Genomic DNA, 18589 nt, shown 5'->3' on the forward strand with positions numbered 1-18589 from the left:
GAGTCGTGGCGAGAACACCGCCCAACGGCTCACGTCGCATCGTCGGATGCCGGTGACGCGCAACAACCGCGGGCAACGCTATGAGACATGCGGATGTGATCATCGAGCAATGCTCGCGCAGCGCGAATGTCTCGACTCAGCGCCAGTTCGACCAGTTCGCCGTGCTGGCGATCGAGCGCCTTGCGCACCGCTGGATTGGGCGGCGCCAGACGCCGGTAGCGGTCGAACTGGTCGTGTAGCTGTTCGATGAAGCGTAACAACCAGTGCGAGCCACACGACGCTAGCAGCGCACGGTGAAAGCGCAGGTGTGCCTGCTCCCACTCCTCCACCCGCTCAGGATGCTCGTCGGCACGGCGCAACCGATGGTGCGCCGCCAGTACCTGTGACTCCCATTCTGAATCGCCCGCCTGAAACGCCTGCGTCAACGCCATGCATTCGAGCTGAGTGCGCAGCCCTGCGATATCGTCGAGCTCCTCGAGGTGCATCGCCGGCACCCGAAAGCCACGCTGATTGACCTGCTCGAGCAGGCCGTAGGCCGCCAGCCGGTTGAGCGCCTCGCGCAGTGGGCTGAGCCCGACCTGGTAGTGATTTTTCAAGGCACTGATGGCGAGCTTCTCGCCCGCCGCGAAACGCCCGCGGATCACGTCCTGCTTGAGCGTCTCGAAGATCCGGCTCGAGGCCATGTCGCGGCTGACGGATGACGATGCGGTCATGGCGTGGCTCTCTTCTCAAGTTCGAAGGTCATGGCTTATCCAGTTCAAAGGTAATGGCCGGCGATGAGCGTTTACGACTGGCGAGCAGGCTCTGCCTCTGTGTAACAAGCCCTTTGCTCAATTCCATATTGACGTTAATCAAAGTGCGCGCCATAGTCATCTCAACAAAATCGATTTTTTTACTCAAAACGATTTATAACATAACAATCGATCGGAGACGGCATGTTGACGCCCTTTTCCCAGGCAACGCCCTACGCTTCCCAGCGCAGCGCTACCTACGCCCAAAACGGCATGGTCGCTGCCTCCCAGCCCCAAGCCAGCCAGATCGGCCGTGACATCCTCGCTCAGGGTGGCAACGCCGTGGACGCTGCCATCGCCACCGCCGCGGCACTCACCGTGGTCGAACCCACCGGTTGCGGGATCGGCGGCGATGCCTTCGCGCTGGTCTGGATCGCCGACGACAATGCAGGCAAAGGCAAGCTCCACGGCCTCAACGCCAGCGGTACCGCCCCCGCCGCGCTAACTCCACAGGCAGTCGCCGAGGCTGGCTTCGAGGACATGCCCCTTTACGGCTGGACGCCGGTGACCGTGCCCGGCATTCCCGCCGCCTGGGCCGAACTGTCGCGGCGTTTCGGCAAACTCGATTTCCAGACGCTACTCGCTCCGGCGATCCGCCTGGCCCGCGAGGGCTTCCCGGTTTCGCCGGTCATCGCCAGCCTCTGGCAGCGCGCCGAGACGACCTTCCGCGAACATCTGACGGAGGCCGCCACCGCGGGCTGGTTCGAGACGTTTACACCAACCGGGCGTGCCCCGCGCGCCGGCGACTGGCATCGCTGCGAAGATCAGGCGCAAACCCTGGAGGCGATCGCCGCAAGCCACAGTGAGAGCTTTTATCGCGGCGAGCTGGCCGAACGCATCGACGCCTTCTCGCGGGAGACTGGCGGCTATCTGCGCGCGACGGATCTTGCCGCTTATCAGCCAGAATGGGTCGAGCCGATCGCGGCAGACTACCGCGGCCATAAAGTCTGGGAGATTCCGCCCAACGGCCAGGGGCTAGTCGCACTGATGGCACTGCGCATGCTCGAGGGCTTTCGGGTAGACAGCCGCGACAATCCCGAGGTGCTGCACCGCCAGCTCGAGGCGATGAAGCTGGCATTCAGCGACGGGCAGACCCATATCACCCAGCCCGAGCACATGACCCACAGCGTCGAGGCGCTGCTCGGCGACGCCTATACGCACGAGCGCCGCGCACTGATCGGCGAATCGGCACTCGATCCGACACCGGGCACTCCGCAGGCCGGCGGCACCGTCTACCTGGCCACCGCCGATGACGACGGCAATATGGTGTCGTTCATCCAGAGCAATTATCACGGCTTCGGCTCCGGCGTAGTGGTCCCGGGCACCGGCATCGCGATGCAGAATCGCGGCCACAACTTCAGCCTCGATCCGACCCACGACAACGTGCTCGCGCCGGGCAAGAAGACCTTCCATACCATCATTCCCGGTTTTCTGACACGCGACGACGGCACACCGCTCGGGCCATTCGGCGTGATGGGCGGTTTCATGCAGCCCCAGGGTCACGTCCAGGTCGTGATGAACCTGATCGACTTCGGCCTCAACCCCCAGGTCGCGCTGGACGCACCGCGCTGGCAGTGGATGGGCGGCAAGCGCATCGGCATCGAACACGGCTACCCGGCCCCGCTGGTACGAGCGATGGCTGAGCGCGGTCACGACATGCAAATCGATCACGATCCACGCGGCTTCGGTCGCGGGCAGGTGATCATCCGCGATCCCAGCAGCGGGATCTACTGTGGCGGCACCGAGCCGCGTACCGACGCCAGCATCGCGGTGCTATGACCATGCTGCAGACACAAGCTCAGTTGTTCATGGCCTTCCTGCGCATCGGTCTGTTCGGTTTCGGTGGCGGTCCGTCGATGATCCCGCTCGTTCATCAAGAGGTGGTCAAACGCCACGCCTGGATGGACGACGAGGCATTCGCCGACGTGCTAGCGATCGGCAACACCCTACCCGGCCCGATCGCCACCAAGATGGCCGGCTATATCGGTTATCGAGTCGGGGGCAGTCTAGGCGCACTCAACGCCGTCATCGCGGTGATAGGGCCCATAATCGTGGCAATGATCGCGCTGCTCAGCCTCTATGCGCGTCACGGCGACCAGCGCTGGGTGCAGGGCATGGGACAGGGTGTGGTGCCCGTGGTCATGGTGATGATGGCCAAGCTGACCTGGGATTTCTTCACCAAGTCGCGGGCCAGCCTCGGCTGGCTCGTGACACTGGTAATGGGTGCCGTCGCCGGTGGGCTGATCTACTGGTTCGACGTGCATCCGGGGCTGGTGATCGGCGCGATCCTGATCGCCGCACTGCTACGTCCCGAACCGAAGCACACGACCAGCGAGACGGACAAATGATCTATTGGCACCTGTTCCTGGCGTTCTTCATTCCCAATATCGTCGGTTACGGCGGCGGTCCGGCGATCATCCCGCTGATCGAGAACGAGGTGGTCGGCCGCTATGGGTGGATGAGCTCACAAGCCTTCGCCGAGACCCTGGCGCTGGGTAACGCCCTGCCCAGCCCGATCGCTACCAAGATGGCCGGCTACATCGGCTACGACGTCGCCGGTATCGCCGGTGCGCTGATCGCCACCTTCGCCACCGTCGCGCCGTCGCTACTACTCATGCTGATCGCGCTGGGCACACTGTACCGCTACCGCGACTCGATCAAGGTCAAATCAATGAGCCAGTGGGTCCGCCCGGTGGTGATGACGCTGATGGCCTATCTGGCCTGGAGCTTTCTCGACGAAGGGTTGACGACCGCTGGCGCCGTGCACACCGCGATCATCGGTGGCGTGGCCGGCGTATTACTCCTGGCGACCCGGGTACACCCGGCGTTCGTCGTGTGTTTCGGGCTCGTCTACGGCGCCCTGCTACTCGGGTAGTGAGCGGCGAGATCTGCCCGTTCTCGGATTCGGCGGCATACCGAGCGAATCCAACAAGGCTCTTACGAGCCGACAACTACGCAATGCATGAACACGATGACCAACAAGGACAATACAGCCATGTCATTTACTTCTCAGCAGTACGACACTATCCAAGATCGGTCCCAAGCAAGCCGCTCCTTCCGCTTCAAGCTAATCATCGGGGGGCTAATGCTGGGTACTGCACTCGGCGTCAGCGCCACGGCGCTAGCCCAGTCAGAAGACTACCCTAGCAAGCCGGTGGAATTCATCGTGCCTTGGTCACCGGGCGGTGGCAGCGACACCCTGATGCGAGTGATCTCCAATCATGTCGAACCCTATCTGGGCCAGCAAATGCCCATCATCAATATGCCCGGCGTCAGCGGCACTACTGGCCTCAAGGAGCTCGCCAAACGTGATCCCGACGGCTACACGGTAGGCCAGATCCACGAGGGCCTGCTAGTCGCCAACCATACCCAGTTGACCCAGCTCAACTGGGATGACTTCACTCCGGTCGCCGCCATGACCGCCTCACCGCAATACCTCACGGTCAACGCCGACAGCCCCTGGGAAACATTCGACGAATTCGTCGACTACGCGCAGGACAACCCTGGCGAGGTCCGTGTCGGCGTGACTCTCGGCGGTATCCCCCACGTCCACGCAGCAATGCTTGAAGACGCCGCCAACCTATCGTTCCACTACGTCGGCTTCGAAGGCACCGGCGCGCGCATCCGTTCGCTGGTCGGCGGGCACATCGACGCAGCGATCGGCGATATCGCTTCGAGTGGCGAGTTCGTCAAGAACGGGGACTTGCGTTTTCTGGCAGTCGGCAGCGCAGAACGCCTAGAGGAGACTCCTGACGTGCCGACCTTCAAGGAACTCGGCTACGACTCACTCAGCCTCAATATCGTACGCGGCCTGATCGCTCCCAAGGACACTCCCGAGGATAAGGTCGCGGTACTCGCCGACGCCATGCAGGAACTCGCCCAGGATGAGCAATTCATTCAGGCGGTGAACAACGCCGGCGCACAGGTACATTTCGAAGGCCCAGAGGCGTTCGCCAACTACCTCGAGACTACTGACGAGACCATCGAGCAGCTATCAGGGAAGCTGGCCAAATGAATGCGCAGGCTCATTCGCAGCAGACTCGGTCGTCGGACCGGGTCGTTGACCCCGACACTCGTCGCGCCAATGCACTCGCCCACCTGGTGCTGAATGGCTCGCTGGTAGTGCTGTTCGCCGCGTTGTTCGTGCATGCCGGGGCGCTGCCCTCGTCGATGTGGGAGCCGTTGGGATCGGGCAGCTTTCCACGCCTGGTACTGGCCGTCCTGATAGTGATCAACCTGGGCATCATGGTCCAGGAATGGCGACACTACCGTGACGCACCCAAGGCCGCACCGGGGCTGATCAGGCGCTGGCTATGGCGCCACCGGCTAGTGTTCGGCGTACTCTCGCTTTTCGCCCTGTACATCGTGGGCGTACCGGCGCTGGGGTTTCGCCTGACCTCGCTGCTCTTCCTGATCCTGGTACAGCTCACACTCGGTGTGCGCCGCCCGCGTAGCCTGGCGATCGCCGCGGTTATCGCCGTGACGTTCTCGTTTGGCATCGACTGGCTGTTCCGGGATGTCTTTATCATCAGCCTTCCCCGCGGCCCTTTCAGTTGATCGCTGGCTGATTCTCTGGCTTCGCGGCTGCCCTCGAGAGGAGAAGCAACATGACGGAAGCGCTTTTCGCCGGTATGGACCAGCTATTCACGCTGTCGACGATGGCCACCATGCTGCTCGGCGTGGTCGCTGGCGTTATCGCCTCGGCGATTCCTGGCTTCACCATCACCATGGCGATCGTGCTGACCCTACCACTGACCTTCACCATGGACCCGCTGCAGGGCATTGCAACCATGCTCGCGGTCTATGTCGGCGGCTATTCGGGCGGTCTGATCAGCGCCGCCCTGCTGGGCATTCCCGGCACGCCGTCGTCGGTGGCTACCACTTTCGATGCCTTCCCGATGGCGCGCAGCGGCCAGCCCGGTCGTGCCCTGGCGCTGGGCATTTGGTCATCGTTTTTCGGCGCCCTGATCAGCGCGATCGTGCTGATCATCGCCGCCCCGCCGCTGGCAATGATTGCCGTCAAGCTGGGCGCCTGGGAGTATTTCTCGCTGATCATCTTTGCCATGACAGTGGTCGCCAGCTTGGTCGGCAAATCGATGCTCAAGGGGCTGATGACCGGCCTGCTTGGATTATTCATCGCGACGGTGGGCACCGATCCAATGATGGGTGAGGCACGCTTCACTTTTGATCTCGATTTGCTCGCAAACGGATTTCCCTTCCTGGTGGTATTGATCGGCATCTTCGCCGTCAGCCAATTGCTTCAGGAGGTCGAAGACGCCGAACAAATAAAACACGGCAAGCAGCTGATTTCCGCCGATGTGACCTTCAACCCGCTGGATGCGCTCCGCGAGACGTTGGTCTATCCCATCAACTTGATCCGTTCATCTCTGGTCGGGGTATTCATCGGCGCAGTACCCGGGGCCGGGGGCAGTATTGCCAACTTATTGGCCTACGACCAAGCCAAACGTGCCTCCAGAACACCCGAGAAGTTTGGCACCGGCACGCCCGAGGGCGTAGTCGCCTCGGAGTCTGGCAACTCGGCGACGTCCGGCGGCGGGTTGATTCCCATGATCGCACTCGGCATTCCCGGCAGCGCCGTCGACGCAGTGCTGCTGGCCTCGCTGATGGTCCATGGCATTGGTATTGGTCCACGCCTGATCCTCGATCACGGCGACTTGGTCTACGGCATGTTCATGGCCATGTTGCTCGCCGCGTTCATGGTCTTGGTAGTGTGCCTATTCAGTATGCGCTTCTTCCTGCGCGTTACTGACGTGCCGCGCTCGGTCATCGTGCCGGTGGTGCTGGTGTGCTGTGTAGTCGGTGCTTTCGCCCTCAACAATCGCGTCACTGATATCTATCTTCTGCTTGGGGTGGGAATTTTCGGCTATATCCTCAGCAAGCTGGATTACCCACTAGCACCGCTAGTGCTTGGCGTCATCCTCGGCCCGATTGCCGAGACCAACCTGCGACGCGCGCTGATGACCGACGAAAACTGGACCCTGTTCTTCACCCGACCGATCTCGCTGACACTGTTGATCCTTGCCGTGGTATCGGTGGCTTTTGCGATTCGTCATCGTATGCGCCAGCGAAACAGCGAAAAGACCGCCTGACCCGGTCCCTTCGGGGACCACTTCGACGCCCCAACGATGGCAACAAGGAAACCGCTCATGTCGCCTTCACGCTTTCTAGACTTTCAGCCAACCTTGACCGCGCCTCTCAAGCTGGCAATCGCCTTTCTGCTCGTGGGCTTCAGCCTGACCGGTGCTGCTTCCGCCCTGGCCAACGACTCGCCCAACGACGACAGACAACAAGTACGCATTGCCGTCGACGTGCCTTATCCGCCGTTCGAATACCGCACCGCCGATGGCGAACTCGCGGGTTTCGAGATCGACCTGGGTAACGCACTCTGTCAGCGTGCCAAACTGGATTGCGAATGGGTGGTCCAAGGCTGGGATGGCATCATCCCCGGGCTGCTTTCGCGCAAGTACGACGCCATCCTGTCGTCGATGCGCATCACCCCGGCCCGAGAAAAGCAGGTACGCTTCACCGAGCCCTACGCCATGTCACCCAAAGTGTGGGTCGCACGACGTGGCAGCGACATCGACATCGACGATAGGGAGACATTAAAAGGATTGTCCGTCGGCGTGCAGCGCGGAACGACACAAGATAACTATGTCACCGAGCGCTACGCAGATACTCTTGATATCCAGCGATATGCCACGGCGGCAGATGTGGCACTCGACCTGCAGTCGCAGCGCCTCGAGCTAGCATTCATCAACTATCCGGTCGCGCTGGATACGTTGGAAGTCGATAACGCTGACAGCGATTTTGTCCAACTCGGGCCGCGTATCAATAGCCCCGAGTCGATCTTCGGCAAGGGCAACGCCATCGCCGTTCAATCACGCGACAAGGAACTAGCCAACACCTTCAATCAAGCGCTGGATAGCGTCTACGCCGACGGCACTTTCGTCGAACTGATGGAAAAGTATTTCGACTACGATCTACGGCCCGCATCGCGGAGATGAAAAAACGCCGCCGGAGAGCCCCCGGCGGCGTTTTAGTGTTCCATTTACTGGCAATCAAATGCTGACAATCAGAACTCCAGGCAGATCTTGCCGAAGTGACGCCCCGCTTCCTGGTGACGAAACGCGTCGGCGATCTCATCGAGGTCAAAACGCCGGTCGATGATTGGGTGCAGGTCGCTGGCGTCGATGGCACGAATCATCTCGATCTGATCGCGCCGGCTACCCACGATCAAGCCCTGCAGGCGTGCCTGCTTGGCCATCAGCTTGGCGGTGGGGATCTCGCCGCCGCGTCCGGTGAGAACACCGATCAATGAGATGTGTCCGCCGATGCGCACGGCATCGATGGATTGCGGCAGTGTGCCAGGGCCACCCACTTCGATGACGTGATCCACGCCCCGGCCATCGGTGAGCGCCTTGACGCGCTTGCCCCATTCCGGCTCGGTCTTGTAGTTGAGCGTGTGATCGGCGCCCAGCTCCTTCAGCCGGGCGATCTTCTCGTCCGAGGACGAGGTCGCGATCACCGTGGCGCCCATCAACTTGGCGAACTGCAAGGCGAAGATCGAGACGCCGCCGGTGCCCAGCACCAGCACCGTGTCACCCGCCTTGAGATTGCCGTCCACCACCAGCGCGCGCCAGGCGGTCAACCCGGCCGTGGTCAAGGTAGCGGCTTCGGCATGGTCATAATCGCGCGGCGCATGGGTAAACCATGTCGTCGGACGCACGACCTGCTCGCGGGCGTAGCCATCGACGCCATCACCAGGCGTGGTGGTGAAGTCACCGATCCGCGCCGGCCCTTCAAGCCACTCGGGGAAAAACGTCGAGACCACGCGGTCACCCACGGTGAATTCCTCGACGCCTTCCCCCACGGCTTCGACGACACCGGCCCCATCCGACATGGGAATGCGACCGTCCTCGGTCGGCATGGCGCCGGCGACGACACCGTAGTCATGATAATTGAGCGAGCTGGCATGCACGCGCACGCGCACCTCGCCCGGCCCCGGTTCACCCGGCGCTTCGCATTCGTGAACATCGAGCTTATCCAGCCCGCCCGGACTACGTAATGTAACGACGTTCATCGTACTCTCCTGTGCTGTCATCCTATGCCTGCGAAGCGCGTCCAACATGACGCGCCCCTCAAGCATCCTCCCTAGATGATGGTGACGAATCGACGCGAGGCAAGGAGCGCTTACTCCAGCACGACCAGACGATTGGGAAGTTCGTTGCGCTCGTGCGTGGCGGGCACGTGCTCTCGAAGATGCTCGCCGCATGCTTCGATACAGGAGAGAAAGCCCTGCAGCGTCTGGCCTTGCTTCACCTGCTGGGTGAAGGTCGAGACGATACCCTGCCAGGTCTCGTCATCGAGCCGGCTGGAAATCCCGCGATCGACCAGGATCTCCACGTAGCGCTCAGCCTCGGAGACGAAGATCAGCATGCCGGTGCCAGCTTGGGTGTGATGCAGGTTCTGTTCGAGAAACTGCCGCCTTGCCAGATTCGCGGCCCGCCAGAAGCGAACGCGACGCGGGATCAGCCGCGTCGTCACTGACGGCAGCCGAAACACGATTGCGAGCACCGCGAAACACGCCCACTGCACGATCAAAAGCTCCGAGGCCCCCAGCCATTGGGGGAAATAATTGATCGCCCCCGGAATCAGCAGGGACAGAATCCCTGCCCAAAGCAACGGGATGTAGGTGTAATCGTCGGCCTGCGGCGCGAGTACGGTCACCAGTTCGGCGTCGGTATCGCGCTCGATGTGCGTGATTGCATCGCGCACCTGCTGCTGCTCGCTGTCGCTCAATAATGCCATGGTGATGTCCCTTGCGTTGATCTACCAGCCACCGGAGGCGCCGCCCCCGCCGAAACCACCACCGCCGCCGCCGAAGCCGCCGCCTCCGAGGCCGCCACCGCCGCCTCCGAAACCGCCGCCCATGGCGCCGCCGAGCAGGATACCGCCGAGCAAGCCGCCACCGCGTCCGCGACGACGCCCACCGCGTCCGCCACCACCGATACCGCGTACGATGCCCATGACGATCATCAGCATGACGAAGAACGCCACCGATGCGCCGCCGACATCGCGCGATTTATCGTGCCCGGACGCCGATCCGGCAGGAGGCGCATCAGCCATCGGGTCGCCACCCAGGACCTGGATGATCGCTTCGGTGCCTTGGGTAATCCCGGTCGCGTAATCGCCCTCACGAAACGCCGGAGCGATCTTCTGCGTGATGATCGCCGAGGACTGTGCGTCGGTCAGGCGACCCTCGAGGCCATAGCCGACCTCAATGCGGATGGCCTGCTCTTCCATGGAGACGATCAACAAGGCGCCGTTATCTTCGCCTTCCTGACCGATACCCCAATGGCGCCCCAGCTGGTAGCCGTATTTCTCTATCGGCGCCCCCTGTAAATCGGGCAGCGTGACGACCACGACCTGCTCGCCGGTATCTTCCTCGTGCGCCGCGAGCATGCCGCTCAGCTCATCTCGCGTCGACGCATCCAGCAGATCGGCCTGATCGACCACGCGCCCGGTCAGCTCGGGAAACTCGATATCCTGGTTCTGGTCTTGGGCCTGAACGCTGAGGGCACAGGCCCACAGCAACAGCAAGCATGTCAGACGGATGCAATGCCTCATTAGAACTCCACCTCAGGCGCCTGATCGGCGTTCTCGGCTGTCGCTTCGAAGTTTTCGCGAATCGGCATGTCACTATACAAAAGGCCATGCCAGAGTCGCCCGGGGAAAGTACGAATCTCGGTATTGTATTGCTCGACCGCCTGGATGAAGTCGCGGCGCGCCACGGCGATGCGATTCTCGGTGCCTTCCAGTTGCGATTGCAGCGCCAGGAAATTCTGGTTCGACTTCAGCTCTGGATAGCGCTCGGACACCGCCATCAGGCGGCTAAGCGCCCCGGTCAGCTGGCCCTGAGCCTGCTGGAATTGCTTCAGCTTCTCGGGATTGTCCAGCGAGTCGGCGTCGATGTTGATCGAGGTCGCCTTGGAGCGCGCTTCGATCACGGCCGTCAGCGTTTCCTGTTCCTGATCGGCGAAGCCTTTGACGGTTTCCACCAAATTGGGCACCAGGTCCGCGCGCCGCTGATATTGGTTCTCGACCTGCGACCAGGCCGACTTCACTTTCTCGTCCAGCGTGGGAATATTGTTGATGCCGCAGCCCGTCAGCAAGACGGCAAGACACAGCCACAGCATGACGTGCCAGACGGAGCGAGCTGTAAACGGCATTGGCAAGGATCGCATCGACATACGCATTTCCGATGAAGGTGGGGAAATAGAGACTCCCTAAGCTACAGGTGAGCGCGCATTAAGCATAGCGTCGACTGAAGGGAACGGCGTATCGTCGAAGATCAAATGCCAGCAGCGCAAAATTAAACCTGCCTCGACCGGCGATGTTGCGTAGAATCTTGTGCGTTGCGAACTATTTGATAGGGCATGACATGGGTAGGGCTTTTCCAGAACCGCAAGGAATCCATGGCCAAGACGGCCGACGCCAAGACCAAGCAGGCACGCGCCGAGGCCTTCGGTGAGCTCGAGTTCGAGGCCGACGAGGTCCAGCTCCTGCCGCAGACCACGACCCCCGTCGCCGGCGATGACGTGGTCATGCTCGACAAGTTGCTCGCCACCCTCAACGACCTCGACGATGTGCAGAACATCTACCGTAGCGCCGAGCCGCAGGACTGACCCGGCCTGACCGACGATGCACTCGCCGAAGATGCACTCGCCGACGACATACTTACCGATCAGGTGAGCGCCGGCCACGACATGCCGGCGCATGCCTATACTGATCGGCCCATTCTCCACGGGAGCCCGGTATCGCATGAGTCATGACACCGCAGACGCCACTGCCACCGACACTCGCCCCGCCGCGCGCGCCCACACCTTGCAAGCCACGCCCTCGGTGATCGACGTTCGGGGGCTGACCAAGCGTTATGCCTCGGGCTTCGAGGCGCTCAAACGCATTGATCTGGATATCCAGCGTGGCGAAATCTTCGCGCTGCTGGGCCCCAATGGCGCCGGTAAGACCACCTTGATCAGCATCATCTGCGGGCTGGTCAACGCCAGCGACGGTCAGGTCCGTGTCAATGACCATGACATCGTCACCGACTACCGTGCCGCGCGCAAACAAATCGGCCTCGTCCCGCAGGAATTGACCAGCGACGCCTTTGCCACGGTCTGGAACACGGTCAGCTTCAGCCGTGGCCTGTTCGGCAAGCGCGCCGACGCTGCGCACATCGAGCGTGTGCTCAGGTCATTGTCGCTGTGGGACAAGCGTCGCAACAAGATGATTACGCTCTCGGGCGGCATGAAACGCCGGGTACTGATCGCCAAGGCGCTGGCGCACGAGCCGCAGGTCCTGTTTCTCGACGAGCCTACCGCCGGGGTCGATGTCGAGCTGCGCCGCGACATGTGGGACGTGGTGCGGTCGCTACGCGATCAAGGCGTCACCGTCATACTGACCACGCACTACATCGAAGAGGCCGAGGAGATGGCCGACCGCATCGGCGTGATCAACGATGGGGAAATCGTGCTCGTCGAAGAGAAAGCCGCCCTGATGCGCCAGTTGGGCCGTAAGCGACTCCGCCTCGATCTGCAGACGCCACTCGCGGCCATTCCCGAGACGCTGGCGCACTATCCGCTGAGTCTCGCCGACGACGGTCATGTACTGGTGTATACCTACGCTGCGTCATCTGACGAGCACTCGACGCCAGCCAGCATCAGTGCCCTGCTCAACGATATCGAAGCGGCAGGCGTTCGTTTCAAAGACCTCCATACCGAGCAAAGCTCACTGGAGGAAATTTTCGTCAACCTGGTGAGGAAGGACGCATGAATTTCCGCGCGGTCGGCACCATTTACCATTTCGAATTAGCACGCGCGTGGCGTACGTTGCTGCAAAGCCTGGTCTCGCCGGTGATCTCTACCTCGCTGTATTTCGTGGTCTTCGGCGCTGCCATCGGCTCGCGCATTCAGGAGGTCGAAGGCGTCAGCTACGGCGCTTTCATCGTGCCGGGACTGGTCATGTTGATGCTACTCACCCAAAGCGTCTCCAACGCCTCGTTCGGGATCTTCTTCCCCAAGTTCACCGGCACCATCTACGAAGTACTCTCGGCGCCAGTCTCTTATCTCGAAATCGTCCTCGGGTATGTGGGCGCGGCCGCCACCAAATCACTTATCCTGGGATTTATCATTCTGGCCACCGCCAGTTTCTTCGTGCCCTTGCGCATCGATCATCCGGTCTGGATGGTGCTGTTCCTAGCGCTCACCGCCATCACCTTCAGCCTGCTGGGCTTTATCATCGGAATCTGGGCGGAAGGCTTCGAGAAGTTGCAGATCGTGCCGCTGTTGATCATTACGCCGCTGACCTTCCTGGGGGGCAGCTTCTACTCCATCGACATGCTGCCCCCTGTGTGGCAAACGGTGACGCTGTTCAATCCGGTGGTGTATCTGGTCAGTGGCTTTCGCTGGAGCTTCTACGGCATCAGTGATGTGAGTGTCGGCGCCAGCCTGCTAATGATTCTGATATTTCTGGGCCTGTGTCTGGCCCTGGTCGGCTGGATCTTCAAGACCGGCTACAACATCAAGCCCTAGGCCTTAGAAGCCAGCCCATACTGCGCGTTACTATGCTCATTTTCGTTTTCACCAAGATGTCGCCATGCCGATTCTGACCAGTACCATCCACCGCATCGACAAGCCCGATACCGAGACACCCGCCACGCTGACCTGCGCCGAGCATGCACAGTCATCGACGGTATCTCTCGAGGCGCTGCTGGCGAGCGTTAATGACAGCTTTCATGCCAAGCCCAAGGCGTGGGGTCATTTCGGCGAGACCGGTAGCAGCGCCTTCGCCGCAGGACTCTCCGAATATCTTGCCGGAACGATCGATTTCGTCACCTGGAGTGCGCGGATGGCGGAGCGCGTCAATGCCTTGATCGACGCCCACCTCTCGGTGGGCGGCCACCTGCTGTTCGTACATTATCAGCGCGGCGAAGCGCAGTACGTCAGCGTGGCACTCCTCCATCATCGCCAGGGCTTCGCCATCGACAATGCCCTCGAAGTGACCGAATCGCCGCAGCTCAATCTCGGTCAATTGATGCTCGCCGTGCGTATCGACCTCGACCAATGGCAGGGCGGCAATTCACAGCAGTATGTGTCGTTTATCAAGGATCGCGGCGGCAAGAAGTTCGCCGAAGGCTTCCGCGAACTGCTCGGCGTCGAGGAAGGCGTGGATGCCAACGGTGAAACCCGGACCTTGCTCAAGGCATTCAGCGACTATGTCGAGCGCGAGGACTTGCCCGACGACGAGAGCCGCGAGAAGACCGATGCCGTGATCGACTACGCCAGCAACCAGGCCAAGAATGGCGAAAAGGTGACCCTCGACGAACTGTCCGAACTCATCGACGAACAGCAGCCCAAAGCGTTCTATGACTACATTCGCCATCAGGATTACGGGCTCTCCGAGGAGATTCCGCCGGACAAGCGAGCGCTCAATCAATTCCGGCGCTTCGCTGGGCGCGCCAGTGGCGTCTCGATCAGCTTCGACTCTCACCTGCTCGGCAACAGCATCGAATTCGACGCGGAGCGCGATCGCCTGATCATCAAGCAGGTGCCCGGCCCCCTGAAGGAACAGCTCAAGCAGCGCCGGGACTAGGTATTAGCGGAACGCACTTGAAAATCAGCGCTCCAGATAGCGCGGTTTGATGATCCCTTCGAGCGCCTGGGCAGGAATACGTAGCTCCGGTTGCCCATAGGAGTACGGCGCGATGTCATAGGCGTTGTAGCGTACCCGCCATTCGTCGGCAAACGGTGCCACGTTGCGGCTCATGCTCAGTGGCCAGGATTCAGCGAAGTCGGCACCCGCCTGCTGTTCTTCCAGCCAACGTCGATGCGCGCGCGACAGCGCCTCGCGATAGGCCGGCATCTGCCCCTCGCGCAGCATGTCATCGAGTGTCACCACGCGTCGCTCGCGTTCGTCGATGACCATGAATTCCGTCAGCGGCATACCGTGTGCCCCACCGGTGAACACATAGCTATCGAGTTTGACGGTGGTTAGATCGGCATGCCGGTCATAGACCTCCGCCTTGAAGACCGCCTGGTAACCGGGCAATTCAGGTACGCGCTCCCGCGTCGCCTTGGCCTCGTCGAAAAACGTCTTCGCGTATGTCTCCCAGGAGGACGCCATCGTTTCGCTTTTGCCATTGGTAATACCCGAGCCCATGCTCAGCAACTCTTCTCGTAGCTGCTCGCTAAGCCCTGGTGCGCCGGGAAAACGCAGCGAGTCGACCTCGACGGTCGCGCAACGCTCTGCCGGGCAATCACGCTCGACGAAGCTTTTCTCCACGCGCTCGGCATCCAGCCTTTCAGGCGACGATGACAATGCTTGGCAACCTCCCAACATCGCCAGGGCACCCAACATGACGCCACCGCCCGCCAGACGGCATGCGATCGTTACATTAGCCTCACAGAACAAGATTCTTCCTCCCTGATACGCCGGGGCCGGCCCGGCTATTACTCCTGACGCGGTTCCACCGCGTTGCGCATGCCCCACTATAGACGATATCCAGTGATGAAGGCGTGAGTCCGCACTGGCCCTGCTTGCCATACTGCCCCCCTTTGCCATCCATTGGGCGGGAAGACGCAACGAAAGCGCTGACGAGCTGACGAGCTGACAACAGGATCGGGCATGAACTCGACAGAATCGCGCATTTTATCTGTAATTATAGGGTCCATACTGAAAAGAGGCCGGGCGGTTACCTGCGAGGGTCGATTTCATCACCGTCAGGAGTGTTTCATGCGTTATCAACCATTCGGCAATACCGGTTTGTTCGTCTCAGAACTGTGCCTCGGCACCATGACCTTCGGAGGCCAGGGCGAGCGCTGGAGCCAGATCGGCGATCTACAGCAAAGCGACGCCGAGCGCCTGATCGGTCGCGCGCTGGATGCCGGCATCAACTTCATCGACACCGCCGATGTATATTCCCAAGGCCAGTCCGAGATCATCACCGGCCAGGCAATCAAGAACCTGGATGTCCCGCGCGACGAGCTCGTCGTCGCCTCCAAGGTGTTCGGCGAAACCGGCCATGGCGGCGTCAACGCCCGTGGCATGTCGCGCTACCACATCATGGAGGGCATCAAGGCCAGCCTGAAACGGCTGCAGCTCGATCATCTCGACGTCTACCAGATACACGGCTTCGATCCCGCCACGCCCATCGAAGAAGCCGTCCGTGCACTCGACACCCTCGTACAACATGGTCATGTACGCTACGTCGGGGTCTCCAACTGGGCAGCCTGGCAGATCATGAAGGCACTGGGCATCGCCGAGCGTCACGGCTTGGCGCGTTTCGAGTCACTACAAGCCTATTACACCCTTGCCGGGCGCGATCTCGAGCGCGAGTTGATCCCCATGCTGCAGAGCGAAAATCTCGGACTGATGGTCTGGAGCCCGCTCGCGGGTGGCTTCTTGAGCGGCAAGTACACGCGCGACAGTCAGGGCGAAGCGGGCAGCCGTCGCCTCACCTTCGACTTCCCACCAGTCGATAAAGAGCGTGCCTTTGACTGCATCGATGTGATGGGCAAGATCGCCAAGGCACACGGCGTTTCCGTGGCCCAGGTCGCACTGGCTTGGTTGCTGCATCAGTCGGCGGTAACGAGTGTCATCGTCGGGGCCAAACGCGTCGATCAGCTCGACGACAATATTGCCGCCACACAGGTCGCGCTGAGCCACGAGGAACTCGCCGAACTCGACGCCGTCAGCGCGCTCCCCGCCGAGTATCCCGGCTGGATGTTCGAACGCCAGGGCGACTATCGTCGCCAGCAACTGGCCGACGCCAAGCGCTGAACCGACGCCTGCGCACGCCCATGACGAGCAACCCCGCCACTAACGATGACCTTGCAAAAAGCACGGTCCGCTTCCCTGAAAGGAAGCGGACCGTGTAGTGATAAAGTAAGTAGGTAAAGGCTAAAGCGGGCCGTGCGTTACAGTCCCTTGTTTGCCTTCACGCCTTCTTCGATACGCCGACCGATCTCGGCATCGATGTTCTTCCAGTACTCGAATACGCGTGACAGCACCGGCTCCTCGACACCATCGGAGGCATGCCCGACCACGTTATTGACCAGGCGATCCCGCGCGGCATCGTCCATGACCTTGTTGATCAGTTCATTGGCTTGACTGTAGTCATCGTCGTCCTTGCGCAGGGCATAAGGTGCGCGCACCATCTGGCCGTTGGATTCCCAAGTAGAGTCAGTAGGATAACGCTCGCCATCCGCTGCCGGACCACCCTTGGAGTTGGGTGCGTAGACCGGATCGGAAACCTTGTTGACGCGCATCGACCCGTCCTTGCTATAGCTGTGCGCGGGGGCCTTGGGCGCGTTGACCGGGATCTGCTTGTAGTTGACCCCGAGGCGCGCACGGTGCGCATCGGCGTAGGAGAACACACGCCCGACGAGCATCTTGTCCGGGCTGATACCAATGCCGGGCACGAGATTGTTGGGCTCGAAGGCCGCCTGCTCGATCTCGGCATGGTTATCGGTCGGGTTACGGTTCAGCTGCAGCTTGCCGACCTTGATCAGCGGATAGTCGTCATGCGGCCAGACCTTGGTCAGATCGAACGGATTGATGCGGTACGTATCGGCATCAGCGAACGGCATGACCTGCATGTAGAGCGTCCAGCTCGGGTAGTCGCCTTGCTGGATGGCGTCATACAAATCGCGGGTATGGTAGTCACCGTCCTCACCGGCCAGCTGGTCGGCTTCTTCTTGGGTCAGGCATTCGATGCCCTGGTCGGTCTTGAAGTGGTACTTGACCCAGAACTTCTCGCCCTGAGCGTTGGCCCACATATAAGTATGGCTGGAATAGCCGTTCATGTGGCGCCAAGTCTTGGGAATTCCGCGATCCCCCATCAGCCAGGTCACCTGATGCGCGGATTCCGGCGACAGCGTCCAAAAATCCCACTGCATATCGTGGTCGCGCAGATTGTTGTCGGCGCGACGTTTCTGGCTGCGGATGAAATGCTGGAATTTCATCGGGTCGCGGATGAAGAACACCGGCGTGTTGTTCCCCACCATGTCGTAGTTGCCTTCACTGGTGTAGAACTTGATCGAAAACCCGCGCGGATCGCGCCACGTATCAGGGCTACCGCGTTCGCCGGCTACCGTGGAGAAGCGAATCAGTACGTCCGTCTTGGTGCCAGGCTGGAAGACGGCCGCCTTGGTGTACTTGCTGACGTCCTCGGTCACTTCGAAATGACCGAATGCCCCGCTGCCCTTGGCATGCGGTTGACGCTCAGGAATCCGCTCGCGGTTGAAATTCGCCATCTGCTCGATGAGATAGTGATCGTGCATTACGATCGGACCGTCAGGCCCCACTGACAGCGAATGCTCATCACTGGCCACCGGAATTCCGGCATCTGTCGTTGTCGGCTTGCGATTGTCTTGCGTCACGATAATATCTCCCCATCATTTTCGTATGTGGCACAGCATGCCGCCACGCCCTTTCCCTGGGATCGAACCGCTGGCCTTGGGATCGAACCGCTGGCGCGATAGTGCAATCTGGCGGGGGATCTCCCGTCTCCCCACTCAATGTATAGGAAATAATCGCAGGAACTGTCTACCTATATACAGTTGCCCAGGCGGCCAGAAAGGCCATTACCAGCCTCTCCCCGACCACCGTCGATGAGGCACAGAAGCCCGCCAAGCCCCGCATGACAAGGAGTCACCATGAACCAAAATCAATCAAAGCGATCCTCTCGATAGTATTAAGCAACCTTTCTCATCAAGAAG

Annotated in this window: 18 protein-coding genes and 1 pseudogene; 12 read left to right on the forward strand and 7 right to left on the reverse strand. The window is 60.9% G+C overall.

Annotation, left to right across the window (positions count from 1 at the left end):
* Nucleotides 1–29: 29 nt before the first annotated feature.
* Nucleotides 30–713 carry an FCD domain-containing protein gene (locus OP495_RS08085; protein ID WP_280568458.1) on the reverse strand — a complete coding sequence of 228 codons (684 nt, stop codon included), beginning with the start codon at nucleotides 711–713 and terminating at the stop codon, nucleotides 30–32.
* 222 nt (nucleotides 714–935) lie between these two features.
* On the opposite strand from OP495_RS08085, the gene OP495_RS08090 reads away from it, so the two are divergent.
* The 7 genes from OP495_RS08090 (at nucleotide 936) to OP495_RS08120 (ending at nucleotide 7816) form a co-directional block, all read left to right on the forward strand.
* Nucleotides 936–2570, forward strand: coding sequence for a gamma-glutamyltransferase family protein (locus tag OP495_RS08090; RefSeq protein WP_280568460.1), 1635 nt, complete (start codon nucleotides 936–938; stop codon nucleotides 2568–2570).
* Between the two features lie 2 nt (nucleotides 2571–2572).
* Nucleotides 2573–3139, forward strand: coding sequence for a chromate transporter (locus OP495_RS08095; protein ID WP_280568462.1), 567 nt, complete (start codon nucleotides 2573–2575; stop codon nucleotides 3137–3139).
* Nucleotides 3136–3666 (forward strand): chromate transporter, encoded by a 531-nt coding sequence (locus tag OP495_RS08100; protein ID WP_280562942.1) that lies wholly within the window; start codon nucleotides 3136–3138, stop codon nucleotides 3664–3666. The genes OP495_RS08095 and OP495_RS08100 overlap by 4 nt, the downstream gene beginning before the upstream one ends.
* 120 nt (nucleotides 3667–3786) lie before the next feature.
* Nucleotides 3787–4806: a tripartite tricarboxylate transporter substrate binding protein gene (locus OP495_RS08105; RefSeq protein ID WP_280562941.1), complete on the forward strand. Its 1020-nt coding sequence runs from the start codon at nucleotides 3787–3789 to the stop codon at nucleotides 4804–4806.
* Nucleotides 4803–5348, forward strand: coding sequence for a tripartite tricarboxylate transporter TctB family protein (locus tag OP495_RS08110; protein ID WP_280568464.1), 546 nt, complete (start codon nucleotides 4803–4805; stop codon nucleotides 5346–5348). The genes OP495_RS08105 and OP495_RS08110 overlap by 4 nt, the downstream gene beginning before the upstream one ends.
* 50 nt (nucleotides 5349–5398) lie before the next feature.
* A complete protein-coding gene (locus OP495_RS08115) occupies nucleotides 5399–6901 on the forward strand; it encodes a tripartite tricarboxylate transporter permease (protein WP_280568466.1) in 1503 nt (500 codons plus the stop codon).
* 57 nt (nucleotides 6902–6958) lie between these two features.
* The gene (locus OP495_RS08120) at nucleotides 6959–7816 is read left to right on the forward strand and encodes a transporter substrate-binding domain-containing protein (protein WP_280562937.1); all 858 of its coding nucleotides are present in this window, start codon (nucleotides 6959–6961) and stop codon (nucleotides 7814–7816) included.
* 68 nt (nucleotides 7817–7884) lie between these two features.
* On the opposite strand, the gene OP495_RS08125 is transcribed toward OP495_RS08120, so the two are convergent.
* From OP495_RS08125 to OP495_RS08140, 4 genes are all read right to left on the reverse strand, one after another.
* Complete coding sequence (locus tag OP495_RS08125) at nucleotides 7885–8892, reverse strand: NAD(P)-dependent alcohol dehydrogenase (protein ID WP_280562936.1); 1008 nt, start codon at nucleotides 8890–8892, stop codon at nucleotides 7885–7887.
* Nucleotides 8893–9002: 110 nt separating this feature from the next.
* On the reverse strand, nucleotides 9003–9620 hold the full coding sequence (locus OP495_RS08130) for a TPM domain-containing protein (RefSeq protein ID WP_280562935.1): 618 nt from the start codon (nucleotides 9618–9620) through the stop codon (nucleotides 9003–9005).
* 21 nt (nucleotides 9621–9641) lie between these two features.
* Nucleotides 9642–10439 (reverse strand): TPM domain-containing protein, encoded by a 798-nt coding sequence (locus tag OP495_RS08135; protein WP_280562933.1) that lies wholly within the window; start codon nucleotides 10437–10439, stop codon nucleotides 9642–9644.
* Nucleotides 10439–11041, reverse strand: coding sequence for a LemA family protein (locus OP495_RS08140; RefSeq protein ID WP_348521304.1), 603 nt, complete (start codon nucleotides 11039–11041; stop codon nucleotides 10439–10441). Before OP495_RS08140 ends, OP495_RS08135 begins: the two co-directional genes overlap by 1 nt.
* Before the next feature lie 264 nt (nucleotides 11042–11305).
* Here OP495_RS08140 and OP495_RS08145 point away from each other — a divergent pair.
* From OP495_RS08145 to yejK, 4 genes and pseudogenes are all read left to right on the forward strand, one after another.
* Nucleotides 11306–11497 (forward strand): annotated as a pseudogene (locus tag OP495_RS08145) (YebC/PmpR family DNA-binding transcriptional regulator); the annotation flags it as partial.
* A gap of 136 nt (nucleotides 11498–11633) precedes the next feature.
* Nucleotides 11634–12644 carry an ABC transporter ATP-binding protein gene (locus OP495_RS08150; RefSeq protein WP_280568470.1) on the forward strand — a complete coding sequence of 337 codons (1011 nt, stop codon included), beginning with the start codon at nucleotides 11634–11636 and terminating at the stop codon, nucleotides 12642–12644.
* Nucleotides 12641–13402: an ABC transporter permease gene (locus OP495_RS08155; protein ID WP_280562930.1), complete on the forward strand. Its 762-nt coding sequence runs from the start codon at nucleotides 12641–12643 to the stop codon at nucleotides 13400–13402. The genes OP495_RS08150 and OP495_RS08155 overlap by 4 nt, the downstream gene beginning before the upstream one ends.
* A 64-nt stretch (nucleotides 13403–13466) precedes the next feature.
* Nucleotides 13467–14462, forward strand: coding sequence for a nucleoid-associated protein YejK (yejK, locus tag OP495_RS08160; protein WP_280568472.1), 996 nt, complete (start codon nucleotides 13467–13469; stop codon nucleotides 14460–14462).
* A 24-nt stretch (nucleotides 14463–14486) separates the two neighbouring features.
* Here the strand turns inward: yejK and OP495_RS08165 are convergent, their stop codons facing one another.
* Nucleotides 14487–15281, reverse strand: a complete 795-nt coding sequence (locus OP495_RS08165) for an RsiV family protein (RefSeq protein ID WP_280568474.1) — start codon at nucleotides 15279–15281, stop codon at nucleotides 14487–14489.
* Between the two features lie 321 nt (nucleotides 15282–15602).
* Here OP495_RS08165 and OP495_RS08170 point away from each other — a divergent pair, with 321 nt between their 5' ends.
* Complete coding sequence (locus OP495_RS08170; RefSeq protein WP_280568476.1) at nucleotides 15603–16649, forward strand: aldo/keto reductase; 1047 nt, start codon at nucleotides 15603–15605, stop codon at nucleotides 16647–16649.
* A 137-nt stretch (nucleotides 16650–16786) separates the two neighbouring features.
* Here OP495_RS08170 and OP495_RS08175 read toward each other — a convergent pair whose 3' ends face one another.
* On the reverse strand, nucleotides 16787–18250 hold the full coding sequence (locus OP495_RS08175; RefSeq protein WP_280568478.1) for a catalase: 1464 nt from the start codon (nucleotides 18248–18250) through the stop codon (nucleotides 16787–16789).
* Nucleotides 18251–18589: the final 339 nt, after the last annotated feature.

Origin of the sequence: Chromohalobacter sp. 296-RDG (assembly GCF_029889885.1) — a bacterium.
In the GTDB taxonomy this organism is placed as follows: domain Bacteria; phylum Pseudomonadota; class Gammaproteobacteria; order Pseudomonadales; family Halomonadaceae; genus Chromohalobacter.

Coding starts and splice junctions, on each gene's coding strand:
- OP495_RS08115 (WP_280568466.1), top strand. CDS start 5,399: ATGACGGAAGCGCTTTTCGCCGGTATGGACCAGCTATTCACGCTGTCG.
- OP495_RS08110 (WP_280568464.1), top strand. CDS start 4,803: ATGAATGCGCAGGCTCATTCGCAGCAGACTCGGTCGTCGGACCGGGTC.
- OP495_RS08140 (WP_348521304.1), bottom strand. CDS start 11,041: ATGCCGTTTACAGCTCGCTCCGTCTGGCACGTCATGCTGTGGCTGTGT.
- OP495_RS08125 (WP_280562936.1), bottom strand. CDS start 8,892: ATGAACGTCGTTACATTACGTAGTCCGGGCGGGCTGGATAAGCTCGAT.
- OP495_RS08105 (WP_280562941.1), top strand. CDS start 3,787: ATGTCATTTACTTCTCAGCAGTACGACACTATCCAAGATCGGTCCCAA.
- OP495_RS08090 (WP_280568460.1), top strand. CDS start 936: ATGTTGACGCCCTTTTCCCAGGCAACGCCCTACGCTTCCCAGCGCAGC.
- OP495_RS08095 (WP_280568462.1), top strand. CDS start 2,573: ATGCTGCAGACACAAGCTCAGTTGTTCATGGCCTTCCTGCGCATCGGT.
- OP495_RS08135 (WP_280562933.1), bottom strand. CDS start 10,439: ATGAGGCATTGCATCCGTCTGACATGCTTGCTGTTGCTGTGGGCCTGT.
- OP495_RS08085 (WP_280568458.1), bottom strand. CDS start 713: ATGACCGCATCGTCATCCGTCAGCCGCGACATGGCCTCGAGCCGGATC.
- OP495_RS08155 (WP_280562930.1), top strand. CDS start 12,641: ATGAATTTCCGCGCGGTCGGCACCATTTACCATTTCGAATTAGCACGC.
- OP495_RS08150 (WP_280568470.1), top strand. CDS start 11,634: ATGAGTCATGACACCGCAGACGCCACTGCCACCGACACTCGCCCCGCC.
- OP495_RS08100 (WP_280562942.1), top strand. CDS start 3,136: ATGATCTATTGGCACCTGTTCCTGGCGTTCTTCATTCCCAATATCGTC.
- yejK (WP_280568472.1), top strand. CDS start 13,467: ATGCCGATTCTGACCAGTACCATCCACCGCATCGACAAGCCCGATACC.
- OP495_RS08130 (WP_280562935.1), bottom strand. CDS start 9,620: ATGGCATTATTGAGCGACAGCGAGCAGCAGCAGGTGCGCGATGCAATC.
- OP495_RS08170 (WP_280568476.1), top strand. CDS start 15,603: ATGCGTTATCAACCATTCGGCAATACCGGTTTGTTCGTCTCAGAACTG.
- OP495_RS08120 (WP_280562937.1), top strand. CDS start 6,959: ATGTCGCCTTCACGCTTTCTAGACTTTCAGCCAACCTTGACCGCGCCT.